The organism is Pisciglobus halotolerans, assembly GCF_900113675.1.
Lineage (GTDB): Bacteria > Bacillota > Bacilli > Lactobacillales > Carnobacteriaceae > Pisciglobus > Pisciglobus halotolerans.
Map to the genome: position 1 here is coordinate 48,414 of NZ_FOQE01000001.1, position 19,014 is coordinate 67,427.

Genomic DNA, 19,014 nt, shown 5'->3' on the forward strand with positions numbered 1-19,014 from the left:
AAAGGAAATTATTCTTTTCCTTCAACATAAGCCCATTTATAAGAATAGTCTGCTCCGACTAAGTGAGTAGCCAAGTCTTTAACATATGGTTTTTCTAGTACTGCGTAAACACGTTGGTATACTGGTGCAACACCCGCTGTATCCATCAAGACTTTTTCAGCTTCTTGCATATCTTTCCAGCGTGCTTCCAAGTCACTAACGTTTGATTGTGCGCTTTCGATCAGTTTGTCGTACTCTTCATTAGAGTAGCCAGACTGGTTGTTTCCGTTATTTGTTTCAAATAGTTCCAAGAAGTTGATTGGGTCAGCATAGTCAGCACCCCATCCTGCTAATTGGATGTCATAGTCTTGTTTAGAGTTAGCATCTAAACGAACTTTAAACGGAACGTTTTTCAGAGAGATTTTCAGACCTGGTAAGTTTTCTTGCAATTGTGCCTGCATGAATTCACCCGTTCTTTTAGCATTTTCAGTATCATCTCCAAGCAGTTCAAGCGTTAGAGAATCTTCACCTAATTCTTCCAAACCTTTTTCCCAATATTTTTTAGCTTGGTCGGCATCGTAAGCTAACAGCGCTCCATTTTCTTCACGGAAATCTTTACTTGATTCAGGTCCTTTAGCCAACCCTTCAGGAACCAAGCCATCGATCGGCAATGAGCCATTTTGTAGGATCGTGTCTGCAAAAGCTTTCTTATCAAAAGCCATTGCCAATGCTTTACGGATATTTTCGTTTGCTAAAGCTGTTTTTTCTCCATTACGTTCTTGGTTGAACTTGAAGTAGAAAACAGAAGATGTTTCTTGGTTAGTCAAGTCAGGATTATCTTGTTGAGTCTGTACATATTCACCAGACAGTGTCATCCGGTCGATTTCGCCAGTTTCATATAAATTCAATGCTGTTGATGTTTCTTTTACTACGTCCACATTGATTTTATCCAGTTTAACTGTATCAGCATCCCAATAATCTTCATTTTTTTCCATGGACCAGCTTAAGCCAGTTCCATCCCAGTCAGTCATGACAAATGGACCATTATATAGAAGAGAATCACTGTTTGAAGCGTATTTATCTCCCTTTTCATTGAAGTAGTTTTCATTTTGAGGAAGGAACATTGCAAGTGTCAGCAAATCTTTAAAATAAGGAACTTGTGTTTCTAGCTGAACTTCTAACGTTTTATCATCAACAGCTTTAGCGCCCAATTCATCGGGTTCCTTTTCTCCAGCTAGAATACCTGCAGCATTCTTTACAACATCTTCAATCATATAAGAATACTCAGAAGCTGTTTTTGGATCTGCCAAACGTTTCCAAGCAAAAACAAAGTCATTTGCTGTTACTGGATCACCATTTGACCACTTAGCATCTTCTCTGATTTTAAAGGTATAAGTCAAACCATCTTCGCTGACTTCAGGTTCTTCAGCAGCCATTCCTAAGACCAATTCTCCATCAGGTCCTTGACGATAAAGACCTTCATTAACGTTATTGATCACGTTAAAGCTGGCTGCATCCGTTGCTAAAACTGTATCCATTGATGGAATTTCAGCTGATTCGATCAAATTAAGTACTTGTTCTCCATCTGGCTTTGCAGCATCCCCTTTGCTTGAGCCAGAAGATGATGTACCTTCTGATGTGCTTCCACCTCCACATGCAGTTAAGGCGACTGAAGCCATCGTAGCAATTCCTAGTAAACTTAATAACTTATTCTTTTTCATGATGTTTCCCCCTTTTTGTGAGTAATCCAAATTGGATTTTCAGCAAAAATTAATTTACTAGCCATATATTATCATCTATTTATCATAAAAACAACTGTAAAATGGTTTTTATTTTAACATTTTCTCATTTTTTACCCATGTAGTGAATTTTTCTGAAACTTTCAGTCTGTTTTAGGCACTGGAATGTAAAGAGCATTTTCTTCTTTTTTGGTACCCATCTTTTTGGCATCACTTTTTTTAGATACTTTTCTTCGCAAAAAATGATAGATGCACTTTTTACAAACAAAAAAACAGCCACCATCAACAAACTGTTGAGGTAGCTGTTTTTTTTAAACCTATTTTTGTACAGAAGCCCATTTGTATGAATCTTCTGCCCCTACTAGGTGAGATGTAAAGTCTTTTACATATGGTTTTTCCAAAATTGCAAACACACGTTGGTAAACAGGTGCAATTGGAGCATCTTCCATTAAGATTTTTTCTGCTTCACGCATATCTTCCCAACGTTGCGGCAAGTTAGAGGCGTTGTTTCTAGCACTTTCGATCAATTTATCATATTCTGGATTTGAATATGCTTCTGAGTTGTTGCTGTTGCCTGTTTCAAACAATTCTAAGAAGTTCATTGGGTCAGCATAATCTGCGCCCCAAAGTGCCAATTGGATATCATAGTCGCCTTTAGAGTTTGAATCTAGACGTGCTTTGAATGGTACGTTTCTCAATTTGATGCTTAGGCCAGGTAACTTAGATTGCATTTGAGCTTGCATGTATTCACCTGTTCTCTTAGCATTTTCAGTATCATCACCAAGCAATTCAAGCGTAACAGAGTCAACGCCTAATTCTTCCAAACCTTTTTCCCAATAATCTTTCGCTTGATCTGCATTATAAGATAACAAGTCGCCATTTTGTTCACGGAAGTCATTATTTGAATCGGGATCACTTGCTAAACCTTCTGGTACAATGCCATTAGCTGGCATCGATCCGTTTTGCAAAATCGTATCTACAAAGCCTTGTTTGTCAAAAGACATAGAGATGGCTTTACGAATATTTGGATTTGCTAATGGTGTGTCTTCGCCATTACGTTCTTGGTTAAGTTTAAAGAAAGCAACGGTTGAAGTAGCTTCATCTTTCAAATCAGGATTGCCTTGTTGTGTTTGTACATATTCACCTGTCAACTTCATGCGATCGATATCGCCAGATTCATACAAGTTCAATGCAGTAGAAGTTTCTTTAATCACATCCACATTGATTTCATCTAATTGTACTGTGTCTGCATCCCAATAAGTATCATTCTTTTCTAATGACCAACTTAAGCCAGTTCCATCCCAATTCGTCATCGTAAATGGTCCATTATAAAGAAGAGAGTCACTGTTAGAAGCATATTTATTGCCCATTTCATTTACAAAATCTTCATTTTGCGGTAAGAACATTGACAATACAAGCAAGTCCTTAAAGTAAGGAACAGGTGTTTCTAATTGTACTTCTAAAGTTTTGTCATCTAGGGCTTTCGCACCTAGTTCGTCCGGTTCCATATCACCTTTTAAAATCGCTCCTGCATTTTTCACTACGCCATCGATCATATAAGCATATTCAGAAGCTGATGTTGGATCTGCTAAACGTTTCCATGCAAAAACAAAGTCATTAGCTGTTACAGGATCACCATTTGACCAATTAGCATCTTCTCTGATTTTAAAAGTATAGGTTAAGTTATCTTCGCTGACTTCTGGTTCTTCAGCTGCCATTCCCAATACTAATTTGTTATCGGGTCCTTGACGGTACAAACCTTCGTTTACGTTATTCATCACATTAAAACTAGCAGAATCTGTTGCCAAAACTGTATCCATTGATGGAATTTCAGCTGATTCGATCAAATTTAAAACTTGTTTCCCATCTCCTGATGAAGGTTGAGATGAATCTCCGCCTCCACAAGCTGCTAAAGCAATAGCAGAAATTCCAATCGTTCCTAACAATCCAGCTAATTTACTTTTTTTCATGTTGCTCCTCCTTAGAATCCAAACTTTATTAAAGCTTTTTATTTAATGCTGCGTGACGGTAATGGCGTTTACCTACCATATATTATCATCTTCTTTTTTTAAAAACAAACGAATCCCATTGCATTCACATTTTTAAGTTATTTTTACACATTTTTTTTTAATTTATATTTAATATCATTTGAACAAAATCCATTATTTATTGATCTGTTTTTTAAGCTGTTTTGTTTTGATGGATTAAATTCATCTTTTACCTTTCACTTTCCTTATTTTTTCCCCACTCTCTCCTCCTGTACTTATTTAAGAAAAAGCATGAAAAGTGTTATCCTTTCATTTTTTTAAGGTTTAAGGTATGATGAAGGAGTAGTAGTTAATTGAAAGGGGATACAACTATGAAAGTGACTGTAATGAAAAGAGAAGATCTTGGTACAGGAGCATCTGCACGTTATCGCCGTGAAGAAAAAATTCCTGGAGTTATCTACGGCAAAGGAAGAGAGACGGTTCCTGTCTTATTAAATGAAAGAGAAATTGAAGAAGTGATTCGAACTTTAGGTAGACAAGCTATCTTTGACATTGAAACACCAGATGGCAAAACACAGCAAGTCTTCATTAAAGAAGTCCAAAAAGAGTCTTTACGAGATCACCTGCTGCATGTCAGCTTACAAACGATCCAAGCTGGACAAAAAATCACTGTTGAAGTACCGATTATTTTAGAAAATACAGAAGAAGTAAAAAGAGGGATCTTAGATCAACCTGTATACGAAGTTACGATCGAAGCAACACCATCTAATGTTCCAACTGAATTTACTCTAGACGTTGGTGAATTAGAAATTGGCGATGCATTGAACGTTTCCGACTTGAAATCAGCAGAAGGTGTTACGATTATAGACGAACCTGATACGCTGATCGCTCAAGTACTGCCTCCAGCTGCTGAAGAACCAACTGAACCGACAGATGCTTCAGAAGGTGAACCAGGCTTAGTAGGCGATGAGCAACCTGGAGCTGAAACAAATCTCTAGAATGATTAACATTCCTAAAAAAACAATGGATCTCACAGCAAGCATACTCCTGCAGCTGTGAGATCCATTTTTCTATTGGTTAAATGCATTCGTCATTGACATCAGTTCATCAGTACTTTGAGCAACTTTCAGATTCAATGAATAAGCGCGTTGCGTAACGATCATATCGGTCATTGTTTTAGCCAAATCAACATTTGCGTTTTCTAGAAAACCTTGTTGAATCGTACTTGCTAATCCCTCTAATGGCTTGCGCGAAAGTGTTCCGTTTGGTGTTTGATAAAGGTTATCGCCATTCGGGGTAAGAGCAGCTTTATTTTCAGGATAAAAAATAGGGATTTTGCCGACCATCAGCTGCTGTCCGCTTGACTCGACCAATACATTGCCATCTTCTTGAACGATCACTTTTCCTTCTGGCCATTGTGCAGTGGGCAGATAATGATCCATAACAAGGGTATAATGACGATCATCAGTAATAGAATGATCGGGATTGACTTGAAAAGCGCCATCTCTTGTTAGAAAAGAGCGGCCTGTCTGATCTGTTACTTGAAAAAATCCTTCTCCACCAATCGCCAAATCTAATTCGCCTTCTCCAGCAACCAAACTTCCTTGCGAAAAATCTGTTCCTGTCACGCCGCTTTTTACCCCTACACTGATTGCTTTATTGGCGGCTTGATCAGATACAAGTAACTTATCTTCTGTTATTTTATGATTTAGCAATTCTCTAAAACCTACATTTTTAGCCTTATACCCTGTTGTATTCGCATTTGCCATATCATTTGCAAGTGCATCTAAAGACTGTTGAAAGGCCTTGATACCGCTTCTGCTATTCTGTAAAGAAATACTCATCTCTTTCCTCCTCTTCCTCTATTTAGTATCCTTCCTGTTTTTGTTGTATCTCTAACAGGCTTTCTCCGTATCCTAGGTTTTTCCGATTTCATTTGTTGCTTTTTGGAGGGTTTCGTCGATTGTATGTAAGACTTTTTGGTTGGATTCGAATTCGCGTGCGATTTGGATCATGTCGACCATGACGTCTGCCATTTCTACATTGGACTGTTCTAATGTATACTGTGTGATCGTGCTGTTGTTTGCTTCAAATCCGCCTGTTCCTGTAAATGATGTGTCTCCTACACTTGTCAGGTTTGCTGGTTCTGCAAATGATGTTAGCCTTAATCGTTGGCCTGTACCACTGACGGTGCCATCATTATTGATCGAAAAATGATCTGCATAAACCTGGATAGGATCGCCGTTCACAGCCAAAACTGGATAACCTTCTTGGGTAACCAATTGGTGTTGCTGGTTAACGGTAAAATGTCCGTTGCGCGTATATAAGGTTTCTCCTGTAGGTGTTCGTACTGTAAAGAAAGCATCTCCAGTAATCGCTAGGTCTGTCTCTGAGTGAGTCGTTTCAATTACTCCAGGCGTAAAATCTCGATAAACTTCATCGATTTGATTGCCAAATGTGAACGGTCCAATTTGATTTTTTTGGTTAAGCTTTGGACCGCCTATATGATTGACCAAGTCTTTTTCTTCTAAGGTACTTTGAATCAGCTGCTGAAATTTGTATCCGGGTGTTTGGATATTAGCCGCATCAGTGCTTAAGTTTTCTTGCTTTTTTTGAATGATATCAATATTACGTTGCACAGTGTCCAAACCTCTAATCATGGTAGACCTCCTTAAAATATTGTTTCAGCTTTAAAATAATTTTTCCGTGAATTTGAGAAATACGCGGGATAGACAATTCCAGGATATAGGCAATTTCTTTGAGTGGCATTTCATCTACATAATAAAAGTTCAAAATCATCTGCTCTCTTTTATCCAGTGTCTTGATGGCTTCTGTTAACAACTCTACTTGCTCTTTGCCTAATAAGGCAGTATCAGTCTGTTGAATATTTGTGTCTTCTATTTTATCAATCAGCTTAATTTCTGTATTTTCTTCTTTGAATAAGACATGTTCTAAAGAAAGAGAAGCCAATTGATGGATCGTTTCATGAATTTTTCCCAGTTGTTTATCATTAATATCAAGCTTTTCACAAATCTCTCCTTCTGAAGGAGTACGCATCAGCGTTTTTTCAAGTTCTTCTTTTGCCTTATAGAAGTCGTTCAACTTAGCCATCTTCGAACGAGAGACTTTAGATGTTTTGCGAACTTCATCGATGATCGTCCCTTTTATACGGATGTACGCATACCCTTCAAAAGGAACTTTTTTTGATCGATCATACTTTTTTAAAGCATCCATCAAACCAATCACGCCGATATTGATCAAGTCTTCACGGTCATAATCCGCTCGCTTGATGTTCAGCTGGCTGACGACTTTTTCTACCAATGGAAGATATTTCAAAATTTCAGTTTCTTCGACTGTTTCGCTGTACATATCAGCTATCTCCTTTTCGCTTAAACTTTTCATTCAATAAAAACATGTCAGTTTCTACTCCCTTCGATCATCCCTTCTGTTTCAATGCTCACATCATTGGGCACTTCATTCAAAGAGAGCACTGCGATATCAGGGAAATTAAAAGAAATCAGGTTCTTAATAGCTGGACGGACTTTTGGCGACGACAGCAGCACATGAGGAATGCCCATACTGTCTAGCTGTTGATGAACTTGCGCTAAACTATCAAAGATCTTTGTGATTTCAGCTGATTGTAAAACCGGGATAGATCCAGCCGAAGATTTTTGGATGCTTTGACTGATCAGTTCTTCTGTGTCTGGATGAATAGTTAAAACATGTAACGTTCCATTTTGGTCTTGATAGGGATTAACGATCGTTCGTTTCAAAGCTTGACGTACATATTCAGTCAATGTCTCGCTATCTTTCGTCAAGTTTCCATAGTCTGCCAGTGTTTCTAAAATGGTGACCAAGTCATTGATTGGAATATTTTCCTTTAACAAATTTTGCAGTACTTTTTGCACTTCTCCCAAACGCATGATATCTGGGATCAATTCATCAATTACCACACTATACTTATCTTTGATACCTTCCAGCAGTAACTTAACCTCTTGTCTGCCTAATAAATCGGCGCTGTTTTGGCGGATCACTTCTTTCAAATGGGTCACTAAAACGGTTAATGGATCTACTACGGTATAACCTTTCAAATCTGCTGCTTCACGATCGTTTTCATCGATCCACATCGCATCTAAGCCAAATGACGGTTCTTTTGCTGGAATACCATCGAAATCAAATTGCGTTTCTCCAGGATCAATGATCATTAACTTGTCCAAATACAAAACACCGATAGCGACTTCATTCCCTTTGATCTTGATCGCATACTCATGTGGATCTAGTTGTAAATTATCGCGGATACGAATCGGGCTCAGCAAAATCCCCATTTCTTGAGCACACTGCCTGCGAATAGTAGGGATTTGCCCTGTCAAATTCAAGTCTTGGCTGTCATCTGCTAGTGGGATCAATCCGTAACCGATCTCGATCGCAAGTGGATCAACTTGGAAAGCAGATGCCGACTCTTCTTGCACTTTTTCGCTTTGTGTACGCTGTGCCGCTTTTTCTTTTATTGCTTGTTCTTTTTCAGCTGCAACTTGCGTTTTTTCATTTTCATTCAACAAATAGCCGGCTGTTCCCGCTAGAACACCGAATAATAAGAATGGAATGACTGGAAAACCTGGAATGAGTGCAAAGACAAGTAATACACCTGCTACCATCATCAAGACTTTAGGAATACCAAACAATTCTTCTCCCAAGGCTGTCCCAAACGCCTTTGGGCTGCCTGAACGGGTCACTAAAATACCAGAGCCGACAGAAATCAACAATGAGGGTACTTGGCTGACCAATCCGTCTCCGATCGTCAACTTGCCGAAGTGATTCATGGCTTCCATCATACCCATCCCTTGCTGTGTCACATAAATCAAAATACCGCCGATCAAGTTGATAATGGTAATGATAATGCCTGCAATCGCATCTCCTTTGACAAACTTGCTGGCTCCATCCATCGCACCGAAGAACTGCGCCTCACGTTCCAGATCTTTCCTTCTATGTTTAGCTTCTTCTTGTGTGATCAAGCCGGCATTTAAATCAGCATCGATCGCCATCTGTTTCCCCGGCATTGCATCTAAGGTGAAACGAGCAGAGACTTCTGAAACTCGTCCTGACCCGCTGGTTACAACAACCATTTGAACAATGATGATGATAATGAATACAACGAGGCCGACAACGAAATTACTGCCGGCAACAAAATTAGCAAACGTATCAATGACCTGACCAGCAGCGCCTTGTGTCAAAATCAAGCGCGTTGAAGAAATGTTTAAGGCTAAGCGAAACATTGTCGTGATCAACAGAACAGTCGGGAATGTCGAAAACTCTAAAACACTTTTTGTGAATAAGGTTAACAGCAAAATGATAAGCGATAAAGAAATATTGATAACCAACATAAAATCGAGTAGCGGAGATGGCAAAGGAACAATGATCATGCCTAAAATCATGACCACTAATAAAGCAATGGCAATATCCATCTGTTTAGATAATCCTTTGAGTTTATCATTTACTGCTGCTAGCATGTTTCATTCTCCTTTTGTTCTGCTTTTCTTAAATTTTTTGTTTCTTCATTTCTTCCATTTGATAAACCAAGGCCAAGATCTCTGCAATCGATTGGTACAGATCGTATGGGATCGGTTGGCCGATTTGAATGACGGGATATAATGCTCGCGCTGTCGGTTTGTTTTCGATGATTGGCACCTCAAAAGCACGTGCTTTTTCTCTGATTTTTTCTGCTATGTAATCCGCACCTTTAGCAACAACGATCGGCACTTCATCTTTTCCTCGCTCATATCGGATAGCAATCGCCAGATGCGTAGGATTTGTTACGACAACAGTAGCCGTTTCTACTTGTTTCAGCATTCCAATCAACATGGCTCGGTGCTGTTGCTTGCGCTGCCCTTTGATCTGCGGATCACCTTCATTTTCTTTAAATTCATCTTTGATTTCTTGTTTAGTCATCCGCAGGTTTTTACGGTACTCATACACTTCATAAAGATAATCTCCCACTCCAAGTACAAGTAGGATGATAGCTAAAGTTACACTCAGTTTTTTCACGACTTCCGTTAAAACAAAAAAGAGCTTTTCTGGTCCCATATCACTCGTGTTTACTAATGTACCTGCAGCATCACTAACAGTTGAAAAAGCTAAGTAAAATACTAACGTCAGCTTGGCAATATTTTTCGCCAACATGACCCAGACTTTCTTGCTGAATAAATTCTTAAAGCCAGACACTGGATTTATTTTTTTAAAATCCATCTTGATTGCTTTGGCGCTAAATAAAAATCTTGTTTGCACTCCTGCTCCAATGAGCGAGGCAAAAAAACCGATTGCCAGAAAAGGACCTACCAAGATAAAAAAGAATAAAATCATCTGCAGACCTAAGTTGTTCAAGTTGTTTTCAAAGCCTGAAACACTTAAGCCATCCGATAAGGTTTTGCGTAAAAATAAAAAGCTTTTTTCCAACACATATTTTCCAAAAAAAGTTCCAAACAAAACAAAAACGATAAAAGAAACGGCAGAAGTAAGGTCTGAACTTTTCGCAACTTGCCCTTTTTTTCGCGCATCTTGTAACTTTTTAGGCGTCGCTTTTTCTGTTTTTCCGTCTCTTTCGCTCATTCTTGTTCACCTCTGCTTTCTATTACGGTAAAGACTGCATAAATTCATTCATATAATAAACCATTTTGGGCAAAGTTTCTTTGATGCCATTCAAGAGCGGCGGCAAAAAAATCAATGTAAAAAACAAACTCATCAGCACTTTCAACGGCATCCCTAAAATCAGCACATTGATTTGCGGTACACTTCTAGAAATCAATCCTAAAACAATTTCAGAAATCATCGCTACAATCATTAACGGCGCAGCTAGCGTTAAACTCGTTTCAAACATTTGAACAAACAGCTTCAATATCCCTTCCACACCAAAATTTCCTAAATGTTGGCTGGTGAGCGGAAAGTAAGTAAAAGATTGAACCAGGCTTTGAAGAACGACGTGATGTAAGTCTGTTAAAAAAAAGACAGCCATCGACAGCCAGTAGTAAACTTGACCATAGTTAGAAACGCTGATGCCTAAACTAGGATTGAAAGTTTCTCCCATTGAAAAGCCAACTTGAAAATCAACCAGTTTACCTGCAATTTCTACAGCTGTAAAAAATAGCCGGCAAATGTAACCAAGTGCAAAACCGACCAAGCATTCTTTTACCGCGATCAAGATCAATGCCAATGTTGATAACTCACTGCCCATTTCAGGGATCAAAGGAAACAGGACTAAGGAAATACCAAAAGAAAGGGTTACTTTAATGAGATTCGGCAGACCCGTAAAAGAAAAACCGGGACAAACGACGATAAATGTCGCTACACGCAAGACAATCAGTAACATTTGTTGTAAATCTGCCATTTTTCACCCTCCATCAAAGTTCTGCAATCATTTCAAAAATCTTTTGCGTAAAGGCAATCAATGTATTCAACATAAAGTTGCCGAAAATGATCAAGGAAACAACTACAGCCAAAATTTTAGGGACAAAACTCAGCGTTTGTTCCTGCAATTGTGTCGTTGCTTGTAAAATACTGATGACCAAACCAATCACGAGAGCGATGACCAGCGTTGGAGCTGCTATCGTGATCATGGTCATAAAAGCTTCTCTTAAAATATCTAAAACGGATACGATCGTCATCTGCATTCACCTCTACTGGAAGCCTTGAACAAGGGACTCTACAACTAAATACCAGCCATCGACTAATACAAATAGTAATAACTTGAACGGCAATGAGATCATAACTGGCGATAACATGAACATCCCCATTGACATTAAAATGCTGGCAACGACCATATCGATCACTAAAAAAGGAATAAAAATCAAAAAACCAATACTAAAAGCTGTTCTGAGTTCACTGATCGCAAACGCTGGTACTAAAACCGTCATCGACAAGTCTTCCAGGTCTTGCGGCTGTTTTTCACCAGAGATATCTAGAAACAGTTGAATATCTTTATCTCTTGTTTGTCTGGACATAAAATCTTTCAGCGGATCTTCGCCAATATCAATGGCCTCTTCTAATGAGATCTCGTCATTCAAATAAGGTGTGACGGCCTCATCTATAACCTGGTTGTAGACAGGTTTCATGATAAAGAAGGTCAAAAAAATCGCAAGACCGGTCAAAACGATATTAGGCGGGTTTTGTTGAGTTCCTAAAGAACTTCTAGTGAAAGATAAGACCACTACGATACGCGTAAAAGATGTGGTCAGTACAAGAAAGGCGCTGCCCAAACTCAAAAGTGTTAGCAAAACAAACAATTGAATCGTATCTGAATTTGTTCCAGTTGAATTTTTTAAAGTATCGGATACAGTATCAAGCAATTCAGCTGCCTGAACATTTTTCGGAAAACTAAAGAAAGCTACGAACCCGCTCGCAATAAGAAAAATCTGTTTACCCACGTTTCTGCCTCTTTTCAGCATGTGATTGTTTCTGTTCAAGCAACGCTTTGATCATCCCTTCAAACTGTTCCGGTACCGCTGTTTCTTTCTTTTCTTCCTGTAATTGTTGGATCACTCTGATTTCTGCTTCTGACAATGTCTTTAATAGTTCATTTTTTCCTTCAGTAAAGCTCATCAGATAATAAGTCTCCACAACTTTCACTATACAAAGCGAAGAAGTTTTACTTAGCGGCAGACGCTCAATGACCTGGAGCGATTGTGTTTTTTTGGAAGATAGTCCATTTAAATAGCGTAAAAGTAGATTAGCCAAATAAATAATCAAGACTAACGCTGCTATGCTCTTTAACAAATATCCCATGCCTGTTCCGAAATTCATGAAAGCCTTCCTTTCTTTTATTTACTGCACGACAATGTTGGTGATGTAGACGTCTTGGACAATAGGCTGTTCCAAAACATCATTGATTTTTTCAACAATCTCGTGTTTTACGATCAATGAACCGGATTGATCTTTTTTAAAAATAGTTTCTGGTGTTTGACTATGTAAAACAGTGATCACAGCATCTCTAACTTGTGCTGCATTTTCTGTCAATAATTTCTCTGCCTCTTTATCCATTGAATACACTGACAGTTCAATTTTTAAATACTGAGAACCTACCGCTTTATCCTCATCCAAATTGACTAAAAACTCCTCTAGCGGTACGGTCGTCTCTACTTCGGGATTCATGGCAGCTTCTACCATTTCTTTTGCCTTGCCCGATTTTAAACCGATCCCCAGCAATGACCCGACTGACAGCACTAGCAAAATGATCACGACGATCAATATCTTTTTTAACTTGTTATCTGTTTTTCCTGACTCTTTCATTTCTTTTGTTCCTCCTGCTGCTCATCGCTGTCATACAGCATCACGATATTCACTCTTCTATTTTTTGCTTTATTTTGAACTGTGTCATTTGGCGCGATTGGGCTGTATTCGCCATATCCTCTAGCAGATAAACGTGTTGGTTTGATTTGCTGCTGTTCTGTTAAGTATCTCAATACAGAGACAGCTCTAGCGGTTGATAATTCCCAGTTTGTTTCGTATTTAGAATGGACATTAGGCACATTATCGGTATATCCTTCTACAATGATCTGATTATCAAATTTTTTAATGATACCTGCTAAGTCATCCAAAGTCTGTTCACCTGTCGCAGAAATGTCTGCTTTTCCAGAAGCAAACAAAATAGATTCTTGGATATTCATATAAAGCCCTTCTGAGTCAACTTCAACCGTCACTGTGGCATCCATTTCTTTGTCTTTCAAATATCCAACGACTGTGTTGTACATCTCAATCAATTCTTGTGGAATCTTTTTTTCCGATGCTTCTTCTGCTGCTTTGTTATCAGAACTGGTAATACTTGTTTCTTCTGGAAGAATGCCACTTCCATTTGCAAAAGCTGTGTTGATCGATTGTGAAGCTTGTGAAAACTTCTCGTCGCTGACCGTCGACATGGAAAAAAGCAAAATAAAAAATGTCAGAAGTAAAGACATTAAATCAGAAAAGGTTGTGATCCATCCGCCTCCGCCGCCAGAAGAACTTTCTTTTTTTCTTTTTCTTCTAGACATAATGCTCTTCCTTTTGTTGACTGATTTCTTCTGTTGCTTTTTGTCGGCTTTCTTCTGCAGATTTCGATAAATAACTGCTCAATTTTTGTTCGATCGTTCGTGGATTTTGACCAGCTTGGATCGACAAAACTGCTTCGATCGCCATTTCACAACGCTGCATCTCTTCTTCTGTCTGCATTTTCAAGTTGGTAGCGACTGGAAGAAAGACCAAATTTGCTAAAAGACTTCCGTAGAAAGTTGTGATCAAAGCTGTAGCCATTCCCGAACCAATCGTGCTAGGGTCATTTAACTGCCCCAACATAATGATCAGTCCAATCAATGTCCCCAGCATTCCAAAACCTGGCGCTAACTCGCCCCATTTTGCAAAAATTTCATGTCCTATGTTATGACGTTGTTCAATGTTGTCAGCTTTGATCTCTAGTATTTCTTTCAAATCTTCTGACTCCACACCATCCACTACCATGCTTAAACCAAATGCCAACATCTCATTGTCCAGCTGTTCTACCTCTTCTTCGATTGCTAAGATGCCTTGACTGCGAGATTTTCTTGACAAATCAACGACGGTTTCTATAAATCCTGCCGTGTCTTCTTGTGTTAAAGAAAATAATTGTTTCAGCAAAGCTGGCACTTTTTTAATATCTTTAAACGGAAAACTGATCAGCAGCGCACAAAATGAACCGCCTAATGTAATGATCAAAGAAGGCCCGTCTAGAAAACTGCTGATTTCTCCACTAGATGTGATCGACCAAACGATCAAGGCAATTCCTGCAATAAAGCTGATCAAAGGCAATAAGTTTTTCTTCACTTTTCCACCTCCGGAAAATGCTGTCCGATTTTTCTCTTATACTGGATCACCTTTTCGATGATCTTTTCTTCTGTATCTTTTACCCGTACCGTTTTCCCATCCACTAAGGTAATAATGGTGTCAAAAGAACGATCGACCCGGTAAATCAAATCACTATTCAATACAAATGTTTCTCCTGAAACTGCTGTTAAACGAATCATTCTTCTGCCTCATTTCCCACACGAAAACTTTTATATCGTCGTCTTGAACTTATTTGGCCTGCGAGTCATCATGATGAGCTCGTATATTGTCGACTCAGGTTCACTTTGATCTCCGAGTTGCCTCAGTACGAGCTCTTTAGTTCAATTTGCATAGCAGGCGTTAAAAGACTGGATCTTATCGTTTCAAGTTGATGAGTTCTTCCAGCATGCCGTCTGATGTGGTGATACTCCTTGAGTTGGCTTGATAAGCTCTGTTAGTGATGATCATTTCGGTAAATTCATTTGCCAAGTCAACATTTGACATTTCTAAAAAGCCGGATTGAACTTTTCCATAGCCAGTCGAACCGGGTTTGCCTATTGTGGGTTCGCCTGAATTAATGGTACGACTATACAGATTGCCGCCTGATTTTTCTAAGCCGTCTGGATTTGAAAAATTAGTCAAAACAATTTGGCCTAAAACATGTGATTCACCATCACTGTAAGAGCCTCGAATCACCCCTTCGCTATCGATGTTATAGCTTTGCAGTTCATATGTATTGCCGTTGACTGTGATTTCCTTATCGATCTTCAACGGCTGCAAATTGTTTTCGTTTAGCTTTCCATCTGCACCTGTCGTGTATCCCATGATACTTAGCCCGCTTGACGTAACCAACTTTCCGCTGGCATCTGTATAAAATCCACCATCACGTGTATAAGCTAAATTTTCAGTACTGCCGTCGCTGCTTACAGTAAAGAAAGAGCTGTCGCCGTTTTCGATCCCAAAATCTAATGAACGCCCTGTTGATTGCAAAGAACCGCCTGTCATGATCGTATCGATTGCACTCGTTTGCACACCCAATCCAACTTGTTGTGCATTGATTCCAGCTTGAGCGTTGGTATTTGTTTGGCTGATCATATCTTCAAAGCGTACCCGTCCTGTTTTAAAACCAGTGGTGCTAACATTAGCAATATTATTTGCGATGACATCCATCTTTGTTTGTTGATTTTTCATTCCAGTTACTCCAGAATTTAGAGATTTTAACATGTTTTTTTCCTCCATTTGTTTGTTCCACATCAGTCAGTCAGTGGACTATTGGCTTCCGTTAGGTCCAGCCAGTTTTATAGTTGCATTGCACTGTCAATATTGGTGATCATTTTGATTTCATTTCGATTCTGTGCAGTAATGATCGTGCGGTTATGGATACTAGCGATCAGCGCCATATCTTTATAAAAAATCAATGAGTCTTTCGAGCCTTTTTGTCCTAGTTCTTCAAAAGCCGTTTCTAAAGCTTTCATGTCGGCTTTCTCTAAATGAAGTCCTCTTTCATTTAGCCTTTTCTGCGCATGGTGCGAGATTTTGATACTCTCTTTAGCTGGCTTTGTCTGCAAGGCTTCATCCAGAAATGTACTGAAAGTGCGGTCTACTTTAGGATTGACAGTAGTGTTCGGCTGATTTGCTTGTAGCTGTGTTTCTCCTATTCTAAACGTCATTTGACATCTCTACTTCGACAACATCATTTAATGAATATTCTTTGCCATTGACTTGAATCGTTGCATAACCGTTCATGAAACGGACTTTTTCCACTTTGCCATTGACAAAAGAAGTGTCATCTAAAACGGTTACCTCTTTACCCATCATATTCAAACCTTGCTGCTGCTGCGTCATAACTAAATTGGCACTAACAGCTTGGGTCAACTCTGTTAATTGATCCATCATTGAAAACTGCACCATTTGAGAGATATAATCCGTACTGTCATTGCTTCCGCCGCTTTCTCCTCCAAATGAAGGATTTTTTATAGAAGAAGCTAAAATTTGCAAAAAGTCTTCTGATGATAAGTCTGCATTCGTTTTTTGTTGTTGATTTTTTAAAGTATCTGCTGATCCAATCATAAAATCTGAAGGTATTTCCATTGCGTTTCTCCTTTTAAGCTAAAATACTGATGCTTGAAGAAAGATCTTTCTGTTCACTTTCTTCTGACATTACTGGCCTTTCTTCCGACAATAAACTTGTTTTCATGTAAAAAGGCTGCTGTTGGCTTTCTTCTTGTTGAGACGGATGTGAAAATGAAAAGCCGTTTTGTGCTTGGCTGTCTAAATTGATTTGGACTTCACTGAGCTGAATATTTCGATCAGCTAATGTCGTTGTCAGCTGCTGCAAGTTTTTTTCAAACAATTCCTTTGTTTCAGGACGCTGGACTACGATTTTAGATATCAGCTGATTATCTTTTAATGACAAATGGATATTTATTTCTCCTAACGTTTCCGGTTTTAAAGTCAGTTTTGCTAGGACAGTATCTCCTTTTTTCAGTACTTCTGCCTGGCTTAAAAAGACGGTTTCTATTGTTTCCGCTGTAGCCAATAAAGGACTGTCTTTTACTATTGCATTTGACTCTAAAGCCAGCTGCTGATTTGTCAAAGATTGTACCGGTGTGCTGTCTTTAGCAAATGTGCTGCCTTCTTCGATTTCTTCTAACACAGAAAAAGCTGTCTTTAATCCATTTGTCATACGTTCCGTTAGTTGATGCTCTGAAGAAAGTTTCGCTTCTTCTCGTCTGATAAATATCTTTTCATCATCTGCTGCAAACTGACTTTGATGATTAGTTTTCTGTTCACTCTTATTTTCAATCACTTGGTCACTTGGAGCTGATTGGTCTTTTTGGATCACATATTTTTCTTTATTTTGTATTTCTACAGCAATTCCTTTATTTTCTGTGTCAGCTAACGTTTCATTTACCGTTACTTTTTCTGGCTGCGATTTAAGAGTACCTTTCATTTGTGTAACAGCTTCTTGAGCTCGATTGCTTTCATCTGCTATCTGTTCTGGCATTGATTTCGATCTAGTTTCTTCATCGTTTATTTCAAGCTCTCCGATTACATCATTTTCTGCAGCTGTTCCTTTTTGCTCAAATCCTTCAAGCAATGGTTCAGTTTGACCTTCATTACGCTCAACTCTTTCAAGTGTACCTGTAGTTGCTGTTGCTGCAAGTCCCATTACTTCTTCCCTGGCTTCAGTCATTCCCAATTGCGTTAGTTTGTTTTCACTTTGCAAAAACGATTGTCTAAAAAATACTGCTGTCTCCGGATTGATCAGCCATTGCTCGTCTTGATTATCCGCCGCTCCCGTTTCTTGCGTTTTTTCTTCTATCAACTCGATCGATTCACTTTCTTGAGCAGTTTCATCTGACAACGTTATTTCTTTTTGTTCCTCGTCTTGATTTAAACATTGAGACAGGAAAGCGGCAAAGTCAGCCGGAATTTTTTCTTGGGCGTTATATTCTTCCGCTATGGCCTTATTCGGTATAGAAGTTGCATTTGTTATCGCACGGATCGTCTCGTTCACCCCCTTTCAAATGGATGATCAAAAAGGCTCGAAATTCGTATTGTTCTTTGTATATCCTTTAGGTAAACGGGCTGCATTCTTTAATATTCTTTAATGCCAACTCAAACCTATTTTGCTTCTGAGTGTGCAATAAACGGTCTCTTATCACATACTCAAACCTGTCTTAGCTCTTGAGTGTGCGATAAACGTTCTCTTATCACATACTCAAACCTGTTTTAGCTCTTGAGTGTGCAATAAAGAGTCTCTTATCACATACTCAAACCTGTTTTAGCTCTTGAGTGTGCATTAAACGGTCTCTTATCACATACTCAAACCTGTCTTAACTCTTGAGTGTGCAATAAACGGCCTCTTATCACATACTCGAACCTGTTTCAGCTCTTGAGTGTGCGATAAACGGTCTCTTATCACATACTCAAACCTGTCTTAGCTCTTGAGTGTGCGATAAACTGTTTCTTATAGCATGCTCAATGCTTAGTCTGCTTACGATTCTTGCGGTTCTTGCAGACTTTCTCCGCATCTTGCCTTTTTAGTACATGGTTCTTCCGTAGCTTAGGGTGGCGATTTCATCTAGTTGTTTTTGTTCTTCTTTTTTTTCTTTTTCGATCGTAAATATGTATTCTTTTTCTTTTAGCTTTTCCATAGCTTTCTTATCTTTATGTGCTTCCATTAAAGCTTCTTGTGCTTGTTGGACTTCACTTTCTATTTGGGTCAAAAGGTTTTTTTGGCGCAAAATTTTTTCATTGACCATTTCTTTGTAAAGTGATTGATTTTTTAATATTTCAATTTGGCTTATTTTTAAGCTAGCATTTTTAATCAGGATATTTTCTTGAATGAGTTCATCCAAGATTGTTTGTTGTTGCTGCAACTTTTGCTGCACTGCAACGAGTCTTCTTTTGGCTGCATCTTCTTGATCTAACCGCCAGTCTAATATTTTCTCCATAGAAAACTGATAATGGCTCATTTTACC

The 19,014-nt window shown here is 38.8% G+C and carries 21 protein-coding genes; 1 reads left to right on the forward strand and 20 read right to left on the reverse strand.

Features of this window, described 5'->3' with window-relative positions:
- Positions 1 to 8: 8 nt before the first annotated feature.
- Together BM057_RS00200 and BM057_RS00205 are read right to left on the reverse strand one after the other, a co-directional pair.
- On the reverse strand, positions 9 to 1,700 hold the full coding sequence (locus tag BM057_RS00200) for a peptide ABC transporter substrate-binding protein (RefSeq protein ID WP_092090702.1): 1,692 nt from the start codon (positions 1,698 to 1,700) through the stop codon (positions 9 to 11).
- A gap of 335 nt (positions 1,701 to 2,035) precedes the next feature.
- Positions 2,036 to 3,688, reverse strand: a complete 1,653-nt coding sequence (locus BM057_RS00205; protein WP_092090703.1) for a peptide ABC transporter substrate-binding protein — start codon at positions 3,686 to 3,688, stop codon at positions 2,036 to 2,038.
- Between the two features lie 389 nt (positions 3,689 to 4,077).
- On the opposite strand from BM057_RS00205, the gene BM057_RS00210 reads away from it, so the two are divergent.
- The gene (locus tag BM057_RS00210) at positions 4,078 to 4,704 is read left to right on the forward strand and encodes a 50S ribosomal protein L25 (protein WP_092090704.1); all 627 of its coding nucleotides are present in this window, start codon (positions 4,078 to 4,080) and stop codon (positions 4,702 to 4,704) included.
- 72 nt (positions 4,705 to 4,776) lie between these two features.
- Here BM057_RS00210 and BM057_RS00215 read toward each other — a convergent pair whose 3' ends face one another.
- The 18 genes from BM057_RS00215 to fliJ form a co-directional block, all read right to left on the reverse strand.
- On the reverse strand, positions 4,777 to 5,550 hold the full coding sequence (locus BM057_RS00215; protein ID WP_092090705.1) for a flagellar hook-basal body protein: 774 nt from the start codon (positions 5,548 to 5,550) through the stop codon (positions 4,777 to 4,779).
- 72 nt (positions 5,551 to 5,622) lie between these two features.
- Positions 5,623 to 6,366, reverse strand: a complete 744-nt coding sequence (locus tag BM057_RS00220) for a flagellar hook-basal body protein (RefSeq protein WP_047392956.1) — start codon at positions 6,364 to 6,366, stop codon at positions 5,623 to 5,625.
- The gene (locus tag BM057_RS00225; protein WP_092090706.1) at positions 6,359 to 7,075 is read right to left on the reverse strand and encodes a sigma-70 family RNA polymerase sigma factor; all 717 of its coding nucleotides are present in this window, start codon (positions 7,073 to 7,075) and stop codon (positions 6,359 to 6,361) included. Before BM057_RS00225 ends, BM057_RS00220 begins: the two co-directional genes overlap by 8 nt.
- Before the next feature lie 47 nt (positions 7,076 to 7,122).
- A complete protein-coding gene (flhA, locus tag BM057_RS00230) occupies positions 7,123 to 9,213 on the reverse strand; it encodes a flagellar biosynthesis protein FlhA (protein WP_092090707.1) in 2,091 nt (696 codons plus the stop codon).
- 28 nt (positions 9,214 to 9,241) lie between these two features.
- Positions 9,242 to 10,309 (reverse strand): flagellar biosynthesis protein FlhB, encoded by a 1,068-nt coding sequence (gene flhB, locus BM057_RS00235; RefSeq protein ID WP_092090708.1) that lies wholly within the window; start codon positions 10,307 to 10,309, stop codon positions 9,242 to 9,244.
- Positions 10,310 to 10,331: 22 nt separating this feature from the next.
- Positions 10,332 to 11,084 (reverse strand): flagellar biosynthetic protein FliR, encoded by a 753-nt coding sequence (gene fliR / locus BM057_RS00240; protein ID WP_047392945.1) that lies wholly within the window; start codon positions 11,082 to 11,084, stop codon positions 10,332 to 10,334.
- A gap of 13 nt (positions 11,085 to 11,097) precedes the next feature.
- The gene (gene fliQ, locus BM057_RS00245) at positions 11,098 to 11,361 is read right to left on the reverse strand and encodes a flagellar biosynthesis protein FliQ (protein WP_047392942.1); all 264 of its coding nucleotides are present in this window, start codon (positions 11,359 to 11,361) and stop codon (positions 11,098 to 11,100) included.
- Between the two features lie 12 nt (positions 11,362 to 11,373).
- Entirely contained in the window at positions 11,374 to 12,141 is a 768-nt protein-coding gene (gene fliP / locus BM057_RS00250; protein ID WP_047392940.1) for a flagellar type III secretion system pore protein FliP, read from the reverse strand.
- Entirely contained in the window at positions 12,113 to 12,496 is a 384-nt protein-coding gene (locus BM057_RS00255; RefSeq protein WP_052181912.1) for a flagellar biosynthetic protein FliO, read from the reverse strand. The genes fliP and BM057_RS00255 overlap by 29 nt, the downstream gene beginning before the upstream one ends.
- Before the next feature lie 21 nt (positions 12,497 to 12,517).
- Complete coding sequence (locus tag BM057_RS00260; RefSeq protein ID WP_092090709.1) at positions 12,518 to 12,982, reverse strand: flagellar basal body-associated FliL family protein; 465 nt, start codon at positions 12,980 to 12,982, stop codon at positions 12,518 to 12,520.
- Positions 12,979 to 13,722 carry an OmpA/MotB family protein gene (locus BM057_RS00265; RefSeq protein WP_092090710.1) on the reverse strand — a complete coding sequence of 248 codons (744 nt, stop codon included), beginning with the start codon at positions 13,720 to 13,722 and terminating at the stop codon, positions 12,979 to 12,981. Before BM057_RS00265 ends, BM057_RS00260 begins: the two co-directional genes overlap by 4 nt.
- Complete coding sequence (locus tag BM057_RS00270) at positions 13,715 to 14,527, reverse strand: motility protein A (protein ID WP_092090711.1); 813 nt, start codon at positions 14,525 to 14,527, stop codon at positions 13,715 to 13,717. The genes BM057_RS00265 and BM057_RS00270 overlap by 8 nt, the downstream gene beginning before the upstream one ends.
- The gene (locus tag BM057_RS00275; RefSeq protein WP_047392929.1) at positions 14,524 to 14,727 is read right to left on the reverse strand and encodes a flagellar FlbD family protein; all 204 of its coding nucleotides are present in this window, start codon (positions 14,725 to 14,727) and stop codon (positions 14,524 to 14,526) included. Before BM057_RS00275 ends, BM057_RS00270 begins: the two co-directional genes overlap by 4 nt.
- A gap of 175 nt (positions 14,728 to 14,902) precedes the next feature.
- Entirely contained in the window at positions 14,903 to 15,751 is an 849-nt protein-coding gene (locus tag BM057_RS00280; protein WP_092090712.1) for a flagellar hook-basal body complex protein, read from the reverse strand.
- A 74-nt stretch (positions 15,752 to 15,825) separates the two neighbouring features.
- On the reverse strand, positions 15,826 to 16,197 hold the full coding sequence (locus BM057_RS00285) for a TIGR02530 family flagellar biosynthesis protein (RefSeq protein ID WP_092090713.1): 372 nt from the start codon (positions 16,195 to 16,197) through the stop codon (positions 15,826 to 15,828).
- Positions 16,187 to 16,618, reverse strand: a complete 432-nt coding sequence (locus BM057_RS00290; RefSeq protein ID WP_047392924.1) for a flagellar hook capping FlgD N-terminal domain-containing protein — start codon at positions 16,616 to 16,618, stop codon at positions 16,187 to 16,189. The genes BM057_RS00285 and BM057_RS00290 overlap by 11 nt, the downstream gene beginning before the upstream one ends.
- Before the next feature lie 13 nt (positions 16,619 to 16,631).
- A complete protein-coding gene (locus tag BM057_RS00295; protein ID WP_092090714.1) occupies positions 16,632 to 18,047 on the reverse strand; it encodes a flagellar hook-length control protein FliK in 1,416 nt (471 codons plus the stop codon).
- Between the two features lie 526 nt (positions 18,048 to 18,573).
- Positions 18,574 to 19,008, reverse strand: a complete 435-nt coding sequence (gene fliJ / locus BM057_RS00300; RefSeq protein WP_245741756.1) for a flagellar export protein FliJ — start codon at positions 19,006 to 19,008, stop codon at positions 18,574 to 18,576.
- Positions 19,009 to 19,014 lie beyond the last annotated feature (6 nt).

Coding starts and splice junctions, on each gene's coding strand:
- BM057_RS00200 (WP_092090702.1), bottom strand. CDS start 1,700: ATGAAAAAGAATAAGTTATTAAGTTTACTAGGAATTGCTACGATGGCT.
- BM057_RS00205 (WP_092090703.1), bottom strand. CDS start 3,688: ATGAAAAAAAGTAAATTAGCTGGATTGTTAGGAACGATTGGAATTTCT.
- BM057_RS00210 (WP_092090704.1), top strand. CDS start 4,078: ATGAAAGTGACTGTAATGAAAAGAGAAGATCTTGGTACAGGAGCATCT.
- BM057_RS00215 (WP_092090705.1), bottom strand. CDS start 5,550: ATGAGTATTTCTTTACAGAATAGCAGAAGCGGTATCAAGGCCTTTCAA.
- BM057_RS00220 (WP_047392956.1), bottom strand. CDS start 6,366: ATGATTAGAGGTTTGGACACTGTGCAACGTAATATTGATATCATTCAA.
- BM057_RS00225 (WP_092090706.1), bottom strand. CDS start 7,075: ATGTACAGCGAAACAGTCGAAGAAACTGAAATTTTGAAATATCTTCCA.
- flhA (WP_092090707.1), bottom strand. CDS start 9,213: ATGCTAGCAGCAGTAAATGATAAACTCAAAGGATTATCTAAACAGATG.
- flhB (WP_092090708.1), bottom strand. CDS start 10,309: ATGAGCGAAAGAGACGGAAAAACAGAAAAAGCGACGCCTAAAAAGTTA.
- fliR (WP_047392945.1), bottom strand. CDS start 11,084: ATGGCAGATTTACAACAAATGTTACTGATTGTCTTGCGTGTAGCGACA.
- fliQ (WP_047392942.1), bottom strand. CDS start 11,361: ATGACGATCGTATCCGTTTTAGATATTTTAAGAGAAGCTTTTATGACC.
- fliP (WP_047392940.1), bottom strand. CDS start 12,141: ATGCTGAAAAGAGGCAGAAACGTGGGTAAACAGATTTTTCTTATTGCG.
- BM057_RS00255 (WP_052181912.1), bottom strand. CDS start 12,496: ATGAATTTCGGAACAGGCATGGGATATTTGTTAAAGAGCATAGCAGCG.
- BM057_RS00260 (WP_092090709.1), bottom strand. CDS start 12,982: ATGAAAGAGTCAGGAAAAACAGATAACAAGTTAAAAAAGATATTGATC.
- BM057_RS00265 (WP_092090710.1), bottom strand. CDS start 13,722: ATGTCTAGAAGAAAAAGAAAAAAAGAAAGTTCTTCTGGCGGCGGAGGC.
- BM057_RS00275 (WP_047392929.1), bottom strand. CDS start 14,727: ATGATTCGTTTAACAGCAGTTTCAGGAGAAACATTTGTATTGAATAGT.
- BM057_RS00280 (WP_092090712.1), bottom strand. CDS start 15,751: ATGTTAAAATCTCTAAATTCTGGAGTAACTGGAATGAAAAATCAACAA.
- BM057_RS00285 (WP_092090713.1), bottom strand. CDS start 16,197: ATGACGTTTAGAATAGGAGAAACACAGCTACAAGCAAATCAGCCGAAC.
- BM057_RS00290 (WP_047392924.1), bottom strand. CDS start 16,618: ATGGAAATACCTTCAGATTTTATGATTGGATCAGCAGATACTTTAAAA.
- fliJ (WP_245741756.1), bottom strand. CDS start 19,008: ATGAGCCATTATCAGTTTTCTATGGAGAAAATATTAGACTGGCGGTTA.